We start from the raw sequence: 18,445 nt of genomic DNA, 5'->3' as shown, positions 1-18,445 counted from the left end.
TGGACCGGGCCGCCCGGAGCACCGCGGGAGAATCGTCGGGTCCTTCGGACGGCCGTACGCTCGGAGTATGCGACTGAGCACCCTGATACTCCCCGTCCGCCGCTGGTCCGAAGGCGGGCGGGAGGTGTGGCAGCGCGCCGAGGAGCTGGGCTTCCACGCCGCGTACACCTATGACCACCTCTCGTGGCGGAGCTTCCGCGACCGGACCTGGTTCGGCGCGGTACCGACGCTGACCGCGGCGGCGGGCGTCACCTCCCGGATGCGGCTGGGCACCCTCGTCACCTCGCCGAACTTCCGGCACCCGGTCACCCTCGCCAAGGAACTGATCTCGCTCGACGACATCAGCGACGGCCGGATCACCCTCGGCGTCGGCGCCGGCGGCAATGGCTTCGACGCCACCGCGCTCGGCCAGGAGCCCTGGGCGCCGCGCGAACGCGCCGACCACTTCGCCGAGTTCGTCGCGCTGCTGGACCGGCTCCTGAGCGAGGACGTCGTCTCCCACGAGGGCGGGCACTACTCCGCGCACGAGGTGCGCAACATTCCCGGATGCGTGCAGCGGCCGCGGCTGCCGTTCGCGGTGGCGGCCACCGGCCCGCGGGGGCTGAATCTGGCGGCCCGGTACGGCCAGGCATGGGTGACGACCGGCGATCCCAAGGTGTCGAACGGGGGCGGCACCCCGGCGGAGTCGCACGAGGCGATCCGCGGGCAGTTCGAGCGGCTGGGGAAGGCATGTGCCGACCAGGGCCGCGATGTCGCCGACCTCCAGAAGATCATGCTGACCGGCTTCACCCCGGACCGTCCGCTGGACTCCGTGGACGCCTTCGTCGACTTCGCCGGCCACCACGCCGAGCTGGGCATCGACGAACTGGTCCTCCACTGGCCGATCCCCGATTCGCTCTTCGAGGCCGATCTCGCGGTCTTCGAGCGGATCGCCACGGAGGGGGCGGCGCAACTGGCCGTCCGGTAGACGGCTCCCCGCCCGGCGCTCCCTACGGGGCAGGTGCGCCCCACTGCTCTTGTGTGCCCGACGCGCCGGGCGGACCGCTGGCCTGGGCTTTACTCCACATATAGCCCTGAAGAGGGAGAATCGGGACAGCGGCGCAGTGGGGCGCACTCGACGCGCGGTGCAAAGACGGCGCGCGGGCGGGTCGGCGCACTGCGCGAAGTGCGGCGTTGTGGAGGAGCCATGGCACGGACCCGATTCGCCCCGGATCGCGGGCTGACCTCACGCATGGTCACGACGATGTTCTTCATCGGACTGCTCTACGTCGTGGTCGTCGGCGTGCTGGTGGTGCTGCTCAAGGGCGCCTGGGTGGTGGTGCTGGTGATCGCCGGCGCCCTGTTCATCGCGCAGTTCTGGTTCAGCGACCGGATCGCGGCCTTCAGCATGGGCGCGCGTGAGGTCACCCCGGAGCAGGCGCCCGAACTGCACGGCGCCGTCGACCGGCTGTGTGCGCTGGCCGATATGCCCAAGCCGCGGGTCGCGATCGCAGAGTCGGACGTACCGAACGCGTTCGCCACCGGCCGTGGTCAGAAGAACTCGCTGGTGTGCGCCACCACGGGGCTGCTCCGGCGGCTGGAGCCGGCCGAGCTGGAGGGGGTGCTGGCCCACGAGCTCTCGCATGTCGCGCACCGCGACGTCGCCGTGATGACCATCGCCTCGTTCCTCGGCGTATTGGCCGGGATCATCACCCGGGCCGCCCTGTGGAGCGGTATCGGCCGCAACAACCGGGACCAGAACACGGCCATCGCCGTGCTCATCGTGACCGCCGTCAGCGTGGTCGTCTACGCGATCAGCTTTCTGCTGACCCGGCTGCTGTCCCGTTACCGCGAGCTGTCCGCGGACCGGGCCGCCGCCCTGCTGACCGGCCGGCCGTCCGCACTGGCCGCCGCGCTGACCAAGGTCACCGGCCAGATGGCGCGGATCCCGACCGAAGATCTGCGCAAGGCCCAGCCGTTCAACGCCTTCTACTTCGCCCCCGCGTTCAACAAGGAGAGCTTCAGCCGGCTGCTGTCCTCGCACCCGACGCTGGAACAGCGGCTGGACCAGCTGGCCCGGATCGCGACAGAGCTGGGGCGGGCGTGAGGCACGGTGCGCGTGGGATCCCGCGGGTGACCGGCCGGCCGTGACGATCAAGGAGTAACTAGCACATGGGATTTCTGGACGTCATCCTCGGCCGCAGCAAGCCGGTCCGTCCCGACCTCGACCAGCTTTTCGCGCTGCCGTCCGCCGCGGTGACCCTCCAGGCCGCGGCCGGATTCGTACCCACCGGCCTGGGGTCGGTGTGCTTCGCGAGCGTCGAGGGCGGGGCGTTCGCGCGCATCCAGGAGGAGGCACGGTCCCTGCTGGACGGTTCCGTGGAGTTCACCCAGGACGCGTACGGCTACACCTGGCTGCTCGTACGGCATCCGCCGGAGGACGTGGCGGGCCTGGTCAACGACCTGCATGCGGTCAACACGTCCCTGGAGGAGGCGGGCTTCGGCCCCCAGCTGCTGTGTTCGCTGGTCGGCTTCCGGGATGAACGGCAGCGGTCGCTGGCGCTGGTCTACCTCTACAAGAGGGGCACGTTCTACCCCTTCGCGCCGCAGCGGGAGGGCGGCGAGAAGCGCGACAACCCGCTCGAACTACAGGTGCGGGCGATGCTCGGGGACGATCTGACGATCGAGAAGGATCTGGCGCGGTGGTTCCCGGTGTGGGGGGCGCCGGGGCTCTGAGCCGGGGTCTTACGGGTGTGGTGGTCAGCCCGGGAAACGCAGGAACCGGGCCGGTACGCGGCTGGTGAGCCAGACCCCGTTGGCGCTGACCCGGAAGACATGGCCGGCGCGGTGCATGGCGCCCGCGTCGACGGTCAGGACCACGGGCTTGCCGCGTCGCGCGCCCACCCGGGTCGCGGTCTCGCGGTCGGGGGAGAGATGGACGGCATGCCGCGCCATCGGCCGCAGCCCCTCCTCCCGTATGGCGGCCACGCTGCGGGCCACGGTCCCATGGAAGAGATGGGCGGGAGGCACGGCCGGCGGCAGATCGAGGTCGACCGGTACCGAATGGCCCTGGTTGGCGCGGATCCGGTCGCCGTCGATGGCGTAACGCTGCTTGTCGTTGTCGGCGACCACGGCCGCCAACTCGTCCCGGGTGAACGGGAATCCGTGCCGCGCGGCCGCCGTCATGAGCTCGGCCACGGGCACCCAGCCCTGGGCGTCGAGGGTGAGGCCGATCCGTTCCGGTTCATGGCGCAGATGCTTCGCCAGGTACTTCGAGAGGCGCACGGAGCGCTGGTTGTTCATGTCTCCAGAGTGCCGCGCAGGGTGTGGGGCGGCACCTGAATTCCCGTCGGGGGGAGGGGGGCTTGCGGTGGGGGCGCTGGGAGCCCTGGGGTTGAGGGGCCTGGGGCCGGGAGCCTTGTGGCCGGGAGTCCTCGGCTTAGGGGCCTGTGGCCGGGGCTCGGTGGCCGGGAGCCCTGCGGTCCTCCGGCCCCAGGGCTCCCGGCGCGTCACTCCCCTTCGCCCGGCCGGACTTCCTCGTCCCGGCCCTCCTGCCCCTTGTGCCGCGTCCGCGCGAGTTCGCTCGCCTTGCGCGCCTTCGCGCTGGTCACCTCGTCGGCGGCCCAACGGGCCCACTCCTCCTGCATCGCCGATATCCGCAGGCCGTACTCCAGCGCGATGCGCCCATAGACCGAAATCATTTCCTCGTCCCACTCGGCGGTCTCTTCGAGGTGCTCGAGCGTGGCGCGGGTGCGCGCGGCGCGCTCGGCCTGATGCAGGAGGAACGTCTGCGCCTCGAGCGGAGTGACGATGCCGAGGAAGAAGACGCGCAGCAGGCCGTCGTGGCGCTGGGGACCGCTGGGCTCGACCTCGGTCAGCCAGTGGCGCAGCTCCGCCAGGCCGTCCTCGGTGATCGCGTACTCCTTACGGCCACGCGGGCCGTGGGCGGCGACCTCGACCAGGCCGGCGGTCGTGAGTTTGGTGAGCTCGCCGTAGACCTGGCTCTGGGTGGCCGGCCAGACGCTGGCGAGCGAGGCGTTGAACAGCTTCATCAGGTCGTAGCCGCTCGCGGGGGATTCGGCCAGCAGGCCCAGCACGGCATGTCTCAGGCTCATGACCTGCACTTTACCTTCCACTGTTGACATGTCAAAGGTGGAGCTTCTATGTTCGACATGTCGAAGTTGGAATGTGGGCGCGGTTCGGGAGACGACCGCGAGTGAAGAGGGGGGATCATGAACTATCTGCGGGGCTTCATCCCGTGGCTGGTCTTCGCGGGGGTGTCCTCGGCCGGCTGGCAGTGGGGCGCGCTCGCCGGTCTGGCAACGGCCGTCGCACTGCTCATCGCCGACCGCGCCGGCGGACTCGCACTCGACCTGCGCCTGCTGGAGTACGGCACGATCGTGTTCTTCGCGGCCCTCGGCATCCTGGCCTTCACCCACCCCGACAGCGGTCTCAAGATGTACGGCAGCGCCCTGTCGATGGGATGGCTGGCGCTCATCGCCTGGGTGTCGATCGCGGTGCGACGGCCCTTCACGATGGGGATCGCGCGGCGGATGGCCCCGCCGGAGGTCTGGCACACCCCGCTGTTCCGCCACATCAATGTGGTGCTCACGGCCGCGTGGGCGCTGTCCTTCACCCTCACCGCGCTCGCCCAGACCGCAGCCTCCGCCTATGGGTGGCATGTGGCCGTCTCGATCGTCCTTCAGCTCGCCGGATTCGTCCTTCCCGCCCGCTTCACCGCCGCCTACCCGGAGCGAGCTCGTGCCCGCTTCATGGAGAGCTCCGGCGCGCGGGCCGACATCCAAGGAGGTCTGACCTCATGACTCCCACGTCCCCGACCACCGCATCCGAATCCCACGCTCCCGCACCGCACATGGCCGGCAACTTCGCCCCGGTGCCGGACGAGCTGACCGCCTACGACCTGCCGGTGACGGGCGCGATCCCGCCCGAACTCAGCGGCTGGTTCCTGCGCAACGGCCCCAACCCGAGGGATGCGGCCACTCCCCACTGGTTCTTCGGCGACGGCATGGTCCACGGCCTGCGCCTGGAGGTCGGCCGGGCCGTCTCCTACCGCAACCGCTGGGTCCGCACCGCCACCTTCACCGAGGGCGCGCGTCCGGTGGACGCGCAGGGCCGCCGGAATCTGGCGGCGGGCGTGGCCAACACCCATATCGTCCGGCACGCCGGACGCACCCTCGCCCTGGTCGAGTCGTCGTTCCCGTACGAAATCGACTGCCGCCCCGGCCATGAGCTGGAGACCCTCGGCGCCCATGACTTCGGCGGCCGGCTCACCACCGCCATGACCGCCCACCCCAAGACCTGCCCCACCACCGGCGAGCTGCATTTCTTCGGATACGGCGGCCCCACTCCGCCCTATCTGACCTACCACCGTGCCGACGCCGCGGGGGAGTTGGTGATCAGCCGCCCCATCGACGTTCCGGGGCACACGATGATGCATGACTTCCATCTGACCGCCCGCCATGTCATCTTCATGGACCTCCCGGTCGTCTACGACCGCAGCCGCCCCGGTATGCCGTATCACTGGAACCCGGAGTACGGCGCCCGACTCGGTGTGCTGCGCCGCGACGACCCCTATGGGGAGGTCCGCTGGCTGCCCATCGACCCCTGCTATGTCTTCCACGCCCTGAACGCCCACGACGACGGCGACCAGCGGATCGTTCTCCATGTCTCCCGCTACGCCGAATACGGCGACCGGACCCCGGCCCACCTCTGGCGCTGGACGATCGATCTGGTGACGGGCACGGTCGACGAGGAGCAACTCGACGACCAGTTCTGCGAGTTCCCCAGGGTGGACGACCGGCTCACCGGGCAGCCGGCCCGCTTCGGCCATGCCACCGTCGGCGAGTTGCCGGGCACCGGCCATATACCCGGCGCCCTGCTCCGCTACGACCTCCAGACCGGTGCGGCCGTCCGGCATGACTTCGGCCCGGGCCGTACACCGGGCGAGGCGGTCTTCGCCCCGGCGGACGACCGCCCGGGCGGGCCGGGCTGGCTGATCACCTATGTCTACGACGCCGCCACCGACACCAGCGACCTCGTCGTACTCGACTCGGAGGACATCTCCGCCGACCCGGTCGCCACCGTCCATCTCCCGCAGCGTGTGCCGTACGGGTTCCACGGCAACTGGCTACCGGACCCGGTCCGTTGAGGCGGGGGAGGGGAGGGCGCGGCAGGAGGCCGCGCACCGCTTGATCCTTGATAGCTGAAGAGTGCGCATGAGGTGGAGCGGCGGGCTCGGCTCGGGCAGCACGGGCGGGTGGCCGGGGCTGCGTTGCGGACCGGGGCGGGGTCAGTCCCTGTGGTGCCGGGAGCTGGTGGTGTTGGCTCGGCCGGTGGGCCGGTGGGCCGGTGGGCGGGCCGGCCGGCTGGTCTGGGGTGCGGCTGGAGGGCTGCTCGGAAACCTCGTCTGTGGCTCGGTCTGGAGTGAGTGGGCCGGGCTGGTCTGGGGTCCGGTCTGGGGTGAGTGGGCCGGGCTGGTCTGGGGTCCGGTCTGGGGCTGGTGGGGCGAGCTGGTCTCCTGCTCGGTCTCCGGCCTTGGGGGTGCCGTCAGGGGCTGCCCGAGTCAGCTGCCGATGTGGTGTCGCAACCGGTGCCGGTGCCGACAGCTGTGCCGGTGCCGACGCTGCCGGTGCTGCCCGCCACCAGGGCGTCCATCGTGCGGGCCTGTACCTCCCGGTGGGCGGCGGCGGCGATGAAGGCGGCCGTGTTGTTCGCGCCGACCAGGTCCCGCACGGCCTGCACTGCCTCGGCGGGGAGCAGCACCGTCTCCGGGGTGACCGTCGGGCCGGGCGTCGGGACAGCCGCGGTACGGGGGTCCGCGGCCGGCCCGGGGGCGGTCAGCGGCGTGGGCGGCAGGCCGGGAGCGGCCCGAGGCGTGGGGATGCTCCTGGGTCCGGCCCCGGCCCCAGGTCCAGCTCCTGTCTCGGCCCCGGTCCCTGCCCCGGGTCCCGCCCCGGTCTCGGGCCCTGCCGCTGCCCCGGCCTCGGCCCCTGCCCCGGGTCCGGCTCCGGTTCCGGCCTTTGCCCCGGCCCCGGTCTCGGCTCCTGCTCCCCCGGCCGTTCCGTTGGGTCGGCGAGCCTCGGCCGGCAGTGCCTCGCTGAGGTGATGGCGCAGATAGCGGGTGGCCAGGGTGCGCATGGCGCGGGCGAGTTCGGCGTCGATGGTCTGCTGCGCCAGGGGGCGCAGCCGGCGTACGAGGGTGGCGGCCTCCGCGGCCTCGGCCTCGGTGGGCGGGTGGTCCAGGAACTGCTGGAAGACATGTTCGGTGGTGAAGTCCAGGAAGCGGGCGGCGATGTGCTCGACCTGGCCGCGCACCTCCCGCAGATGACCGGAGATCGCCGACAACGGAACCCCGGCGGAGTGCAGTTCGGCGGCGACGGCGAGTTCCTGCGGGCTGGGGACGAGGAACTCGTCGTCCCGGCCCGGGATGCGTTCCAGGACGCCCAGTTCGACGGCCTCGGCGAGCGCTGTCTCATCGGGGCTGCCCCCGAAGGCGTCGTTCAGCTCCGTGCGGCTGATGCGGGACGCCTGCTCGTCGGTCCACGGTCCGTCGATCTCGGCGACCAGTCCCAGGACCCCGCCGAGGTCGCGACCCGCGTCCCAGGCCGCAAGGAGTTCCTTGATGCTGGCGAGGGTGTAGCCGCGGTCCAGCAGATCGGCGATCTGGCGCAGCCGGGCCAGATGGGCATCGCCGTAGACATTGGCCCGGCCGCGGCGTTCCGGGCGGGGAAGCAGTCCACGGTCCTGATAGGCACGGATGGTGCGCACCGTGGCGCCGCTGAGGTGCGCCAGATCCTCGATGCGGTACTCAGCGATGCGGGCCTCGGCCGTTCGTGGCTGCTCGGTCACTGTGGTGCTCCTTACGAGATGGCCGCACGCTACGAGTCGGCTGCCTGGCCCACTGCGCCCGCCTCAGCCCAGTGCGGCCGGGGAGGACGCCAGCAGGCGACGACGCCGTGCGCAACGACCCTTCCTGCGAGGGATGGTACGGCCGCCCTCGATACCGCCGGGCCTGGCGCACCCAGCTCCCCCCGGCCCTGCCGCACCTAGCACCCGCCTGGCCTGCCGCACCCAGCTCGCGCCGGGCTGGGGCCGGGGCCGGGCCCGAGGCTCCGGGCCCGGCGGTCAACGGGGTGGCGTAGCGGCCAGACGGGGGCCCTGCGTGCCGAGCCCCCGTACACACCCCACCGCTCCCTACATCCGTGGCTCGAAGCGGGCGAGGGCGCGGAGGGCGCGTGGGGCGAAGCGGGAGAGCAGATGGGCGCCGCGGGCTTCGGGGGTGACCGGTACCACCGCCTGGTTGCGGACGACCGCACGCAGGATGGCGTCGGCGACCTTCTCCGGCGGGTAGTTGCGCAGCCCGTACAGCCGCGCGGCGCTGGCCTGGCGGCGCTTCTCCTCGTCGGCCGAGACTCCGGTGAAGCGGGCGGTGCTGGTGATACCGGTGTTGACCAGCCCGGGGCAGATGGCCGAGACGCCGATGCCCTGACCTGCCAGCTCGGCGCGCAGACACTCGCTGAGCATCAGGACGGCCGCCTTGGAGGTGCTGTAAGCGGGCAGCAGCTTCGAGGGCTGGAAGGCGGCTGCCGAGGCGGTGTTGACGATATGGCCGCCCTGGCCGCGTTCCGCCATCCGCTTGCCGAAGATCCGGCAGCCGTGGATGACGCCCCACAGATTGACGTCCAGGACCTTCTTCCAGTCCTCGGTCCCGGTCTGGAGGAAGGAGCCGGACAGGCCGATGCCGGCGTTGTTCACCAGCACATCGACGGTGCCGTACTCCGTATGCACCTTGTCGGCGAGCTTCTCCATCGCCGCCTCGTCGGAGACATCGACGACCTCCGCCCATGCCTGTGGTGCACCGATCAGCCGGGACATCTCGGCGGTCCGGGCCGCGCCCTCGGCGTCCCGGTCGACGGCGATGACCCGCGCGCCGGCCTCCGCGAAGGCGAACGCCGTGGCCCGGCCGATGCCGCCGGCCGCGCCGGTCACCAGCACCAGCTGCCCGCCGAACCGGTCGGCGTAGGCGCCGGACGCCACGACCCGCCGCGCCGGGTCGCCCTCCTCCTTGGCGGTGATGAACTCGCCGATCCAGGAGACGAGCTGGTCGGGGCGGGTGCGGGGCACCCAGTGCTTGGCGGGGAGGGTGCGGCGTACCAGCTGCGGCGCCCACTGCTCCAGATCGTCGTACAGCCGCGGCGAGAGGAAGGCGTCGCCGGTGGGGGTGATGAGCTGGACCGGGCAGTGCGCATAGGCGTCGGCGCGTGGGCGGCGGAGCCGGGGGAGCACATTGTCGCGGTAGAGCCAGGCGCCATGGGCCGCGTCGGTGGGCAGCGAAGCGGTCGGGTAGTCACCGCCCGGCACCTTCTCCACCCGCTGGAGGATCTTCGGCCAGCGCTTGCCGAGTGGGCCCTTCCACGCCAGCTCGGGCAGTACGGGGGTATGCAGCATGTAGACGTACCAGGACTTGGCGCTCTGGTGGAGCAGCTGGGCGGCGCGGCGGGGGGTGGGGCGCACCGTCCGCTTCTTGATCCAGTGGCCGAAGTGGTCCAGGGACGGGCCCGACATGGAGGTGAAGGAGGCGATCCGGCCTTCCGTACGCCGCACCGTGGCGAACTCCCAGCCCTGCACCGAGCCCCAGTCATGACCGACCAGATGGACCGGGCGGTCGGGGCTGACGGCGTCGGCGACGGCCAGGAAGTCGTCCGTCAGCTTCTCCAGGGTGAAGCCGCCCCGGAGTGGCTGCGGGGCGGTGGACCGGCCGCAGCCCCGGACGTCGTAGAGCACCACATGGAAGCGGTCGGCCAGACCGCGGGCGACCTCGGACCACACCTCCTTGCTGTCCGGGTAGCCGTGCACCAGCAGCACCGTGGGCTGTGCCGGATCGCCCAGCTCGGCGACGCACAGCTCGATGCCGCCGGTCCGCACCCAGCGCTCCCGCGCCCCGGCGAGCCCCACGGTGCCCCCTGCCCCGGCCGCAGCCCCGACCCTGACCCCAGCCTCAGCCGAGGCCCCAGCACCGACCCCGGCCCCAGCCGAGACCCCGGCCCCGGCTCCCGGCCGCTGCCCCCGCCCCGAGCCCGAGCCCTTCCCCCGGCCGTTCCCCTTTCCCCGTCGGTTGCCCATCCCCCGGCCGTCGCCCGTTCCCCGGCCGTCGCCCTTTCCCCGGCCGTCGCCCGCTCCCCGTCCTCGTCCCATGTTCACGCGGCCTTCTCCTCCTGCCAGCGCCGCACATGCGGCAGATCGTCGTCCAGCCAAAAGGCGCTTTCCTGTGGGTCCTTGGAGTCCGTCACGACCAGGATCTCCTCGAACTTCGCGCCCGTTCCCCGGAATCCGAGGTGGGGTTCGACCGCCCACAGGCCGGGCTGCGGCGGGTGGTCGGAGAAGCGGTACGGGCTCCACAGCGGGGACCAGCCGTCGCGGTGGCCGTGCAATGCGTCGGAGGCCAGGCCCCTGAGGGACTGGATGCCGAACCCGAAGAGGGTGGGGGACCAGCGGCGCTGCCGGACCCGGTCGACCTTGTGCGCGATGACGCCGAAGGGGTAGGCGCGGTGGCGGTTGGCATAGCCCTGCCGCACCATCAGCCGGTCGACGTCCGCGTAGATCTCCCGCAGCGGCCGTCGTTCGCGCACCTCGCGCAGGATGAGCTCCCGGTGCGCTTCGAGGTCGGCGAGCAGCCGGTCGTGCACGGGGTTGAGGCCCAGACAGCCGGAGTAGCCGACGTCGGCCGGGTAGCCGTTGTGGAGCGGGGCCAGGTCGAGGATGAAGGCCATCCCGGGCTCCAGCTCACGCCGGGTGGGGAAGAACTGGAGCGGCACCCGGAAGTTGACGAAGGCGGTGCGGTCGCCGAACCACGCGAAGGGCAGATGGAACCAGTCCCGTACGCCGCGCTCGTGCAGCCACTCGCGCTGCATCCGTGCCGCCGCGCGCTCGGTCACCCCGGGCTTGAGCTGGGCGGCCACCGCTTCCGCGCAGGCATAGGCGAGCCGCTGGGCCTCTCTGAACCCCCTTGGCCCGGCGGTGAGTTCTCCGGCTGCTGCTGGTGGGGTCGCTGAGGTGACTGAGGCCATCGCCAACCGTCCGTCCGTGAGACGTCCATCGCGGTACGTGCCCGTAACTTGACACTGATGAATGTGACAATGACCGGCGGCTGCGTCAAGAGGCCCGCACAGATGCACCGGCAGCCCTGAGGCCAGGGGAGCTCACAGCAGGAGACCCCTACGGGCACGTAATACCGCAGGGGGATGCGCATCCCATCGTTTGGGTTGACGACCGGTGTGGCGGGTGCCACTACCGTCGATGACGTGACTGTGATCGTGACCGAAAGCCTGAGCAAGCGGTTCCCGCGGGTGACCGCCTTGGACCGGCTCTCCGTTGACATCGCCCCCGGCGTAACGGGCCTGGTGGGTGCCAACGGTGCCGGAAAGTCCACCCTGATCAAGATCCTCCTCGGGCTGGCCCCGGCGACCGAAGGGACCGCGCATGTCCTCGGCCTGGACGTGACCACGGACGGCGGCGCCATCCGTGAGCGGGTCGGCTACATGCCCGAGCACGACTGCCTGCCGCCGGACGTCTCGGCGACGGAGTTCGTCGTGCACATGGCCCGGATGTCCGGGCTGCCGCCGACCGCCGCCCGCGAGCGCACCGCGGACACCCTGCGCCATGTCGGCCTCTACGAGGAGCGCTACCGCCCCATCGGCGGCTACTCGACCGGTATGAAGCAGCGGGTGAAACTGGCCCAGGCGCTGGTCCACGACCCGCAGCTGGTGTTCCTCGACGAGCCCACCAACGGCCTCGACCCGGCCGGGCGGGACGAGATGCTCGGCCTGATCCGGCGCGTCCACAGCGACTTCGGGATCTCCGTCCTGGTGACGTCCCACCTCCTCGGTGAGCTGGAGCGGACCTGTGACCATGTCGTCGTCATCGACGGCGGCAAACTCCTGCGGTCCTCCTCGACCGATGAGTTCACGCAGGTCACCGCCTCGCTGGCGGTCGAGGTCACGGACACCGACGCCCATCCGGACGGCACCGAAGCGCTGCGTGCGGCCCTGGCCGCGGCCGGTGCGACGGTGACCACCCGCGCGGCCGGCTCCGAGGGTCTCGCCGCCTCCGGCCACCTTTTGTATGTCGAGGCGGCCGGCGAGGAGACGTACGACCTGGTGCGGGACACCGTCGCCGGGCTCGGGCTCGGCCTGGTCCGGATGGAACAGCGCCGCCACCAGATCGCCGAGGTCTTCCGCGACGCGGATGCGGCGCAGGCCGCCACCGCCACCGCCGCCGCCACCGCAGGCGCCCCGGGCGCCCCGTATGCCACCCAGGACGGAGGCGCCCACGATGTCGCCTGAGCCCATGACGTCCGCGCACCCGGCGTCCCCCTCCGGCGCACCGGCCGACGCCTATATCCACAACATCGGCTACCGCCACTACGACGGTCCCCGCCTGGGCCGCGGCTACGCCCGCCGGTCGCTCTTCTCACAGAGCCTGCGCGGCGCCTACGGTCTGGGCCGTTCGGCCAAGAGCAAGGTGCTGCCGCTGCTGCTCCTCGTCGCGATGTGCCTGCCCGCCGCGATCATGGTGGCGGTGGCGGTGGTCACCAAGGCCGATGCCCTCCCGGTCGGTTACTCCCGCTACGCCGTCTACCTCCAGGCCGTCATCGGTCTGTATCTGGCCGCGCAGGCCCCGCAATCGGTCTCCCGCGATCTGCGGTTCAAGTCCATGCCGCTGTATTTCTCCCGGCCCATCGAGCGGGTCGACTACGTGGCCTCGAAGTTCGCGGCCATGGCCGCCGCCCTTTTCATCCTCACCGGCATACCGCTGCTGATCCTCTATGTCGGCGCGCTGCTGGCGAAGCTGGACTTCCTCGACCAGACCAAGGGCCTGGGACAAGGGCTGGTCGCCGTGGTGCTGCTCTCGCTGCTGTTCGCCGGGATCGGCCTGGTCGTCGCCGCGGTCACCCCGCGCCGCGGCTTCGGTGTCGCCGCCGTGATCGCCGTCCTCACCATCCCGTACGGCGCGGTGAGCGCGGTCCAGGGCATCGCCTTCGTCCAGGGCAATGAGTCCGCCGTCGGCTGGCTGGGGCTGTTCTCCCCCATCACGCTGATCGACGGGGTGCAGTCGACATTCCTCGGCGGCAGCAGCTCCTTCCCCAACGGCCTGGCCCCGACCACCGGCGCCGGTTTCGTCTATCTCCTCGTGACGCTGGCCGTCATCGTCGGCTGCTACGCCCTCCTGATGCGCCGCTACCGAAAGGCCGGCCTGTGACCTCCCGCCCGTCACCCACCGCCACCCTTCCCGGGGATGGGCTGCGCCCATGCGCCTTCCGTCTGTCGCCCGCCACCACCCTTCGAAGGAATGGGCCGCGCCCATGACGACTCTGCACATCGACCATGTCTCCCGCTGGTTCGGCAATGTCGTTGCCGTCAACGACATCACCATGACCATCGGCCCCGGCGTGACCGGCCTGCTCGGCCCCAACGGCGCCGGCAAGTCCACCCTGATCAACATGATGGGCGGCTTCCTCGCGCCCTCCAACGGCTCCGTCACCCTCGACGGGACGACGATCTGGCGCAACGCCGGCATCTACCGCCACATCGGCATCGTCCCGGAGCGCGAGGCGATGTACGACTTCCTCACGGGGCGCGAATTCGTCCTCGCCAACGCCGAGTTGCACGGCCTCGGCCGGACGGAGGCGGCGAGGGCGCTGGCCACCGTCGAGATGGAGTACGCCCAGGACCGCAAGATCTCGACGTACAGCAAGGGCATGCGGCAGCGGGTGAAGATGGCTTCCGCGCTGGTCCACGACCCGTCGGTGCTGCTGCTGGACGAGCCGTTCAACGGTATGGACCCCCGCCAGCGGATGCAGCTGATGGAGCTGCTGCGGCGGATGGGCGACGAGGGCCGTACGGTCCTGTTCTCCTCGCACATCCTCGAAGAGGTCGAGCAACTCGCCGCGCACATCGAGGTGGTGGTGGCCGGGCGGCATGCCGCGTCCGGAGACTTCCGCAAGATCCGCCGGCTGATGACGGACCGCCCGCACCGCTATCTCGTCCGGTCCGACAACGACCGGGCGCTGGCCGGCGCGCTGATCGCCGACCCCTCGACGGCCGGCATCGAGGTGGACCTCACCGAAGGCGCGCTGCGCATCCAGGCGATCGACTTCGGCCGCTTCACCGAACTCCTGCCGCGGGTCGCCCGCGACCACGGCATCCGCCTGCTGACGGTCTCGCCCTCCGACGAGTCGCTGGAATCCGTCTTCTCCTACCTCGTAGCGGCCTGAGGCTGAAAGGAGCCCTGACGCATGTCCACGACCACTCCGGCGGCCCCGGCCGCGCCCCCCGGCGCACCCAAGGTCTCGCTGTTCCACCCGACCGTCGCCCGGCTCACCTACCGCGCCCTGCTCGGCCGGCGGCGGGCCCTGATCCTCTTCGCGCTGCCCGCCCTGCTGGTGCTGCTCGCGGTGGCCGTCCGCGTGCTGGCCGGTGCCGACGATGCCACCGCCGGCGGCATCCTGGGCGGCTTCGCGCTGGGCACGATGGTGCCGCTGATCGGCGTCATCGCCGGTACGGGCGCGATCGGCCCGGAGATCGACGACGGCTCGGTGGTCTACCTCCTGGCCAAGCCGGTGCCCCGGCCGACGATCATCCTCACCAAACTCCTGGTCGCGATAGGCGTCACGGTCGCCTTCTCCGCCCTCCCCGTCCTGCTCGCCGGCTTCCTCCTCAACGGCAACAGCCAGCAGATGGCAGTGGGGTACGCGGTGGCGGCGGCCGTCGCCTCGGTCGCCTACAGCGCCCTCTTCCTGCTCTTCGGCACGGTCACCCGGCATGCCGTCGTGTTCGGCCTGGTCTACGCCCTGATCTGGGAGACGTTCGTGGGGACGCTCATCCCGGGCGCGAAGACCCTCAGCATCCAGCAGTGGGCGCTGGCGGTCGGCCAGAAGGCGGCCGCGGACGGTGCGCTCACCTCCGATGTGCAACTGCCGCTCGCCCTCTGCCTGCTGGTGGGGCTCACCGGCGTCGCCACCTGGTACGCCGGCCGTCGTCTGAAGGCGCTCACCCTGGCGGGCGAGGAGTAAGGACGTCCGGGGGGACGGGGCGGTTCCTAAGCCCCGCCCCCACCACTCCCACCACTCCCACCACTCCCGCCATTCGCACTGCTCCCGGCGCTGCGCTGCCGCTCGTTGAACTCCCGCACGTTGCCCAGATGCTGCTGGTAGTCGGCGGTGAAGCGGGTGTCGCCCGGTTTGACGGTGACGAAGTAGAGCCAGTCGCCGGCGGGCGGCGCGCCGGCCGCCTTCAGCGCGTCCGCACCGGGATTGTCGATCGGCGTCGGCGGCAGGCCCTGGTAGCGGTAGGTGTTGTACGGGCTCTTGGTCCTGGTGTCGGCGTGGCTGGTCCGGAGCGTGCTGCGGCCCAGCGCGTAGTTGATCGTCGAGTCCATCTGTAGCGGCATATGGTGCGCGAGCCGGTTGTCGATGACGCGGGCGACCTTGCCCATATCGGCCGGCCGGTCCGCCTCGGCCTGCACGATGCTGGCGATGAGGACCGTCCGGTAGGAGCTGATGCCGTCGGCGGCGAGGCGCTGCTTGGCGGTTTTGACCATGTAGGTGAGCAGCGACGCCGGAGTGGTGTCCGAGCTGATCGGATAGGTCGCCGGGAAGAGGTAGCCCTCCGGGTTGCCCTTCGCCTCGGCCGGCAGCGGGAGATGCGTGCGCTTGGCCGCCTTCGCGGTGGACCCGGCGGGCAGGTGCAGGGCCTTGTCGGCGGCGGCGTAGATCTGGGTGGCCCGCTGCCCTTCCGGGACGGTCAGCGTCTGGCCGGGCCCCCGCAGCAGCCGGGGCAGCAGCAGCACGGCCAGGGCGATCAGGACGACCAGGACACACAGCACGGCCACAAGAACGCGCCGGCCGGTGCGGGAGAGCCGCGGGCCTGGCCGGCGAACGGTGTGCGGGGCATCGCTCATGGGGAGCACCGTAGGCGAGACCGCCGGGCCGCGGGACGGCCGCCGCCGGATCGTTGCCCACCACGAAGATCCTTCACCAGCTCGTCATGCGCCCGCCACCTGCGACGTTGCCGGAAAGCTGGGCCTCGGCGGGGGCACGGGGGGGACCAGCCGCGCACGCCGGGGGTACGGGGCGGACCGGCCGCGCACGCCGGGGTGTCGCCCGGTCGCTGCCGCCGCCCAGCTGCCCGGCCGCCCGGCCGCTGCCGCCGCCCCGTCGCCCGGCCGCTGTCGTCCCCCCCCCGCTGCCCGTCGCTACGGCTGCCCCGCCGCCCCGTCCGTCAGCCGATCCGGCGATCCCGCCCCGCGCCCAGGCCCAGCAGGGCCAGGCCCGCACAGACGGCGAGGAGCAGGACGAGGGGAACGGTCCAGCCGTCGGTGACCTGGTGGACGGCGCCGAGGGCCAGGGGGCCGGCGGCGGCCAGGAGGTAGCCGCCGGTCTGGGCCATGCCGGACAGGCGGGCGGCGGTGTGGGCGTCGCCCGAGCGCAGGACCATCATCGTCAGGGCCAGGCCCAGCGCGCCGCCCTGTCCGACGCCGAGGAGCGCGGCCCACAGCCAGGCCCCGGCCACCGGCGCCACCAGCAGCCCCGTGACGCCGCAGGCCATCAGCGCGGACACCGCCACACCCAGCAGCCGCTGCCGCCGCATCCGCCCCGCCAGCATCGGCACCACGAACGAACCGACCATCTGCACCAGCGTGCTGAAGGCGAAGACCAGACCCGCCTCGCCCTTGCCCATGCCGTGATCGGTGAAGATCGTCGGCATCCAGGCGATGCTCACGTAGGCGATCAGCGACTGCGAGCCCATGAACAGCGTGACCTGCCAGGCCAGCGGGGAGCGGCCGAGCCGCGGCCCGTCCCCGGCGAGGTGCACGGGGGTGGCCGCGGCCGCGCCATGGCGGGTGCCGCGCCGGGCCATCAGCGTCTGCGGGATCCAGACGACCGCGGCGACGGCGGCCAGCAGCGCCCAGGAGACCAGCGCGCCCTGCCAGCTGCCGAGCGCGTTCTCCATCGGCACCGCGGAGGCGGCGGAGACGGTCGCCCCCAGGATCATCGCGGTCGAGTACAGCGCCGTCATGCCCGCGGCCCGCTCCGGGAAGTCCCGCTTGATCAGGCCCGGCATCAGCACGTTCAGCAGGGCTATCGAGCCGCCGACCACCGCACCCCCGGCGAACAGCGCGACCACCGGCGGGGCGATCCGCAGCACGATGCCGCCGCACAGCGCCACCAGCGCCCCGCAGAGCGCCGTCTCGGTCCCCCAGCGTCGCGCCAGTTTCGGCGCGACGATCGAGCCGAGGCCCATGAAGATCAGCGGGATGGTCGTCACCAGGCTGCTGGCGGTCGCGGTCAGACGGTAGTGCGCGCCGATCTCACCGAGCAGCGGTGAGACCCCGGCCAGCGCCGTACGCATATTGAGCGCGGCAAGCACGATCCCGGCCATGACCAGCACGGGATGGGCCCGCAGCCGACGGCGGGCGGTGGCGACCGGCGGCGCCGGGACCAGATCCTCCTCGGCGTCGATCAAGGGTGCTTCGGACCTGGGCCCTGCCATACGCGCATACCTCGTCAGGTGTCGGATCGGGATGGTGGATCGGGAAGAAGGAAGGAAGGCGGAGAGAAGACGGAAGAAGGGTGGTGTGGGGGGAGAGGGCGGAAAGGGCCGGGCTGAGGGAGAAGAGACGGAAGGGGCGGCGTCAGCGGGCGGCCAGTAGGGCCTCCACGGCCCGCTTCGGCTTGTCCAGCAGGGCGCGGGTCGCGCGCTCCGCCGCGTCCGGGTCGCCGGCCGCGATGGCGTCCAGGACCGCGCGGTGATCGCCGTGCACGATCCTCGGCATCGCCTGGTCGTCGAGCGCGCTGACCAGGGCCTCCCGTACCGAGCTGCTGAACCAGCCGTAGGTCGCCGTCAGCGCGGTGTTGTGCGCGGCTTCGACGACGGCCTTGTGGAAGGCGACGTCATGATCGGCGTAGAGCTCCGCATTACCCGGGTCCGGCGCTCCCTCCGCGTCCGCCAGGTCGGCCACGGCGTCCAGGGCGGCCCGCATCCGTTCCAGGTCGTCGGGCCGGTGACGCAGCGCGGCCAGCCGGGCGGCCTCCGCCTCCAGCGCGATCCGCAGCTCCAGTACGTCGCGGATACCGGCCCGCTGGATGCCGCGCATGATGTCGCCCGGGTCCGTGGTGGAGACGACGAAGGTGCCCTCGCCCTGGCGTGAGCGCAGCATCCCGGCGTGGACGAGGACCCGCACCGCCTCGCGAACGGTGTTCCGGCCGACCTGGAGCTGCTCGGCGAGGGCATGTTCGGTGGGGATCCGGGACCCCACCTTCCACTCGCCGGCCGTCAGCTGGGACCGCAGGGCGTCGACGACGGTGTCCACCAGGGACTGCCGCCCCGCTGCCTGAAGTGCCATTTCCATCCCGCTCGCGTCGATGAACCAGTAGGTGCCGTAGGGC

General features: G+C 71.7%; 17 protein-coding genes. 9 read left to right on the top strand and 8 right to left on the bottom strand.

Annotated elements, in window-relative coordinates:
• The first annotated feature begins 67 nt into the window (after nucleotides 1-67).
• From ACFWJW_RS10420 to ACFWJW_RS10410, 3 genes are all read left to right on the top strand, one after another.
• The gene (locus ACFWJW_RS10420) at nucleotides 68-967 is read left to right on the top strand and encodes an LLM class flavin-dependent oxidoreductase (protein WP_387237592.1); all 900 of its coding nucleotides are present in this window, start codon (nucleotides 68-70) and stop codon (nucleotides 965-967) included.
• A gap of 219 nt (nucleotides 968-1,186) precedes the next feature.
• On the top strand, nucleotides 1,187-2,086 hold the full coding sequence (htpX, locus tag ACFWJW_RS10415) for a zinc metalloprotease HtpX (RefSeq protein WP_387237589.1): 900 nt from the start codon (nucleotides 1,187-1,189) through the stop codon (nucleotides 2,084-2,086).
• Nucleotides 2,087-2,151: 65 nt separating this feature from the next.
• The gene (locus tag ACFWJW_RS10410; RefSeq protein ID WP_387237586.1) at nucleotides 2,152-2,715 is read left to right on the top strand and encodes a hypothetical protein; all 564 of its coding nucleotides are present in this window, start codon (nucleotides 2,152-2,154) and stop codon (nucleotides 2,713-2,715) included.
• A gap of 24 nt (nucleotides 2,716-2,739) precedes the next feature.
• Here ACFWJW_RS10410 and ACFWJW_RS10405 read toward each other — a convergent pair whose 3' ends face one another.
• Nucleotides 2,740-3,282, bottom strand: coding sequence for an RNA 2'-phosphotransferase (locus ACFWJW_RS10405; RefSeq protein ID WP_387237583.1), 543 nt, complete (start codon nucleotides 3,280-3,282; stop codon nucleotides 2,740-2,742).
• A 206-nt stretch (nucleotides 3,283-3,488) separates the two neighbouring features.
• Nucleotides 3,489-4,094 (bottom strand): PadR family transcriptional regulator, encoded by a 606-nt coding sequence (locus tag ACFWJW_RS10400; RefSeq protein WP_387237580.1) that lies wholly within the window; start codon nucleotides 4,092-4,094, stop codon nucleotides 3,489-3,491.
• Between the two features lie 117 nt (nucleotides 4,095-4,211).
• On the opposite strand from ACFWJW_RS10400, the gene ACFWJW_RS10395 reads away from it, so the two are divergent.
• Together ACFWJW_RS10395 and ACFWJW_RS10390 are read left to right on the top strand one after the other, a co-directional pair.
• Nucleotides 4,212-4,802 carry a hypothetical protein gene (locus ACFWJW_RS10395; protein ID WP_387237577.1) on the top strand — a complete coding sequence of 197 codons (591 nt, stop codon included), beginning with the start codon at nucleotides 4,212-4,214 and terminating at the stop codon, nucleotides 4,800-4,802.
• Complete coding sequence (locus tag ACFWJW_RS10390; protein ID WP_387237574.1) at nucleotides 4,799-6,148, top strand: carotenoid oxygenase family protein; 1,350 nt, start codon at nucleotides 4,799-4,801, stop codon at nucleotides 6,146-6,148. The genes ACFWJW_RS10395 and ACFWJW_RS10390 overlap by 4 nt, the downstream gene beginning before the upstream one ends.
• Before the next feature lie 398 nt (nucleotides 6,149-6,546).
• On the opposite strand, the gene ACFWJW_RS10385 is transcribed toward ACFWJW_RS10390, so the two are convergent.
• The 3 genes from ACFWJW_RS10385 to ACFWJW_RS10375 all read right to left on the bottom strand — a co-directional run bounded on the left by ACFWJW_RS10385 (nucleotide 6,547) and on the right by ACFWJW_RS10375 (nucleotide 11,066).
• Nucleotides 6,547-7,848, bottom strand: coding sequence for a MerR family transcriptional regulator (locus ACFWJW_RS10385; protein ID WP_387237571.1), 1,302 nt, complete (start codon nucleotides 7,846-7,848; stop codon nucleotides 6,547-6,549).
• A gap of 345 nt (nucleotides 7,849-8,193) precedes the next feature.
• On the bottom strand, nucleotides 8,194-9,954 hold the full coding sequence (locus tag ACFWJW_RS10380) for an SDR family oxidoreductase (RefSeq protein ID WP_387237568.1): 1,761 nt from the start codon (nucleotides 9,952-9,954) through the stop codon (nucleotides 8,194-8,196).
• 242 nt (nucleotides 9,955-10,196) lie between these two features.
• Nucleotides 10,197-11,066: a M24 family metallopeptidase gene (locus tag ACFWJW_RS10375; protein WP_387237565.1), complete on the bottom strand. Its 870-nt coding sequence runs from the start codon at nucleotides 11,064-11,066 to the stop codon at nucleotides 10,197-10,199.
• Nucleotides 11,067-11,240: 174 nt separating this feature from the next.
• Between ACFWJW_RS10375 and ACFWJW_RS10370 the strand changes: the two genes are divergently transcribed.
• From ACFWJW_RS10370 to ACFWJW_RS10355, 4 genes are all read left to right on the top strand, one after another.
• Nucleotides 11,241-12,341 carry an ABC transporter ATP-binding protein gene (locus ACFWJW_RS10370; RefSeq protein WP_387237562.1) on the top strand — a complete coding sequence of 367 codons (1,101 nt, stop codon included), beginning with the start codon at nucleotides 11,241-11,243 and terminating at the stop codon, nucleotides 12,339-12,341.
• 4 nt (nucleotides 12,342-12,345) lie between these two features.
• Nucleotides 12,346-13,257 (top strand): ABC transporter permease subunit, encoded by a 912-nt coding sequence (locus ACFWJW_RS10365; RefSeq protein ID WP_387237559.1) that lies wholly within the window; start codon nucleotides 12,346-12,348, stop codon nucleotides 13,255-13,257.
• Between the two features lie 103 nt (nucleotides 13,258-13,360).
• Complete coding sequence (locus ACFWJW_RS10360) at nucleotides 13,361-14,272, top strand: ABC transporter ATP-binding protein (RefSeq protein ID WP_387237556.1); 912 nt, start codon at nucleotides 13,361-13,363, stop codon at nucleotides 14,270-14,272.
• 78 nt (nucleotides 14,273-14,350) lie between these two features.
• Nucleotides 14,351-15,070 carry an ABC transporter permease subunit gene (locus ACFWJW_RS10355; protein WP_387237818.1) on the top strand — a complete coding sequence of 240 codons (720 nt, stop codon included), beginning with the start codon at nucleotides 14,351-14,353 and terminating at the stop codon, nucleotides 15,068-15,070.
• A 26-nt stretch (nucleotides 15,071-15,096) separates the two neighbouring features.
• Here ACFWJW_RS10355 and mltG read toward each other — a convergent pair whose 3' ends face one another.
• From mltG to ACFWJW_RS10340, 3 genes are all read right to left on the bottom strand, one after another.
• Nucleotides 15,097-15,957 (bottom strand): endolytic transglycosylase MltG, encoded by an 861-nt coding sequence (mltG, locus tag ACFWJW_RS10350; protein ID WP_387237554.1) that lies wholly within the window; start codon nucleotides 15,955-15,957, stop codon nucleotides 15,097-15,099.
• 320 nt (nucleotides 15,958-16,277) lie between these two features.
• Nucleotides 16,278-17,549, bottom strand: coding sequence for a CynX/NimT family MFS transporter (locus ACFWJW_RS10345; protein WP_387237551.1), 1,272 nt, complete (start codon nucleotides 17,547-17,549; stop codon nucleotides 16,278-16,280).
• A gap of 142 nt (nucleotides 17,550-17,691) precedes the next feature.
• Nucleotides 17,692-18,402: a FadR/GntR family transcriptional regulator gene (locus tag ACFWJW_RS10340; RefSeq protein ID WP_387237548.1), complete on the bottom strand. Its 711-nt coding sequence runs from the start codon at nucleotides 18,400-18,402 to the stop codon at nucleotides 17,692-17,694.
• Between the last annotated feature and the right edge of the window lie 43 nt (nucleotides 18,403-18,445).

Source organism: Streptomyces sp. NPDC127097, from assembly GCF_042724075.1.
Taxonomy (GTDB): Bacteria; Actinomycetota; Actinomycetes; order Streptomycetales; family Streptomycetaceae; genus Streptomyces.
This window is presented reverse-complemented; position numbering and strand designations above follow the sequence as displayed.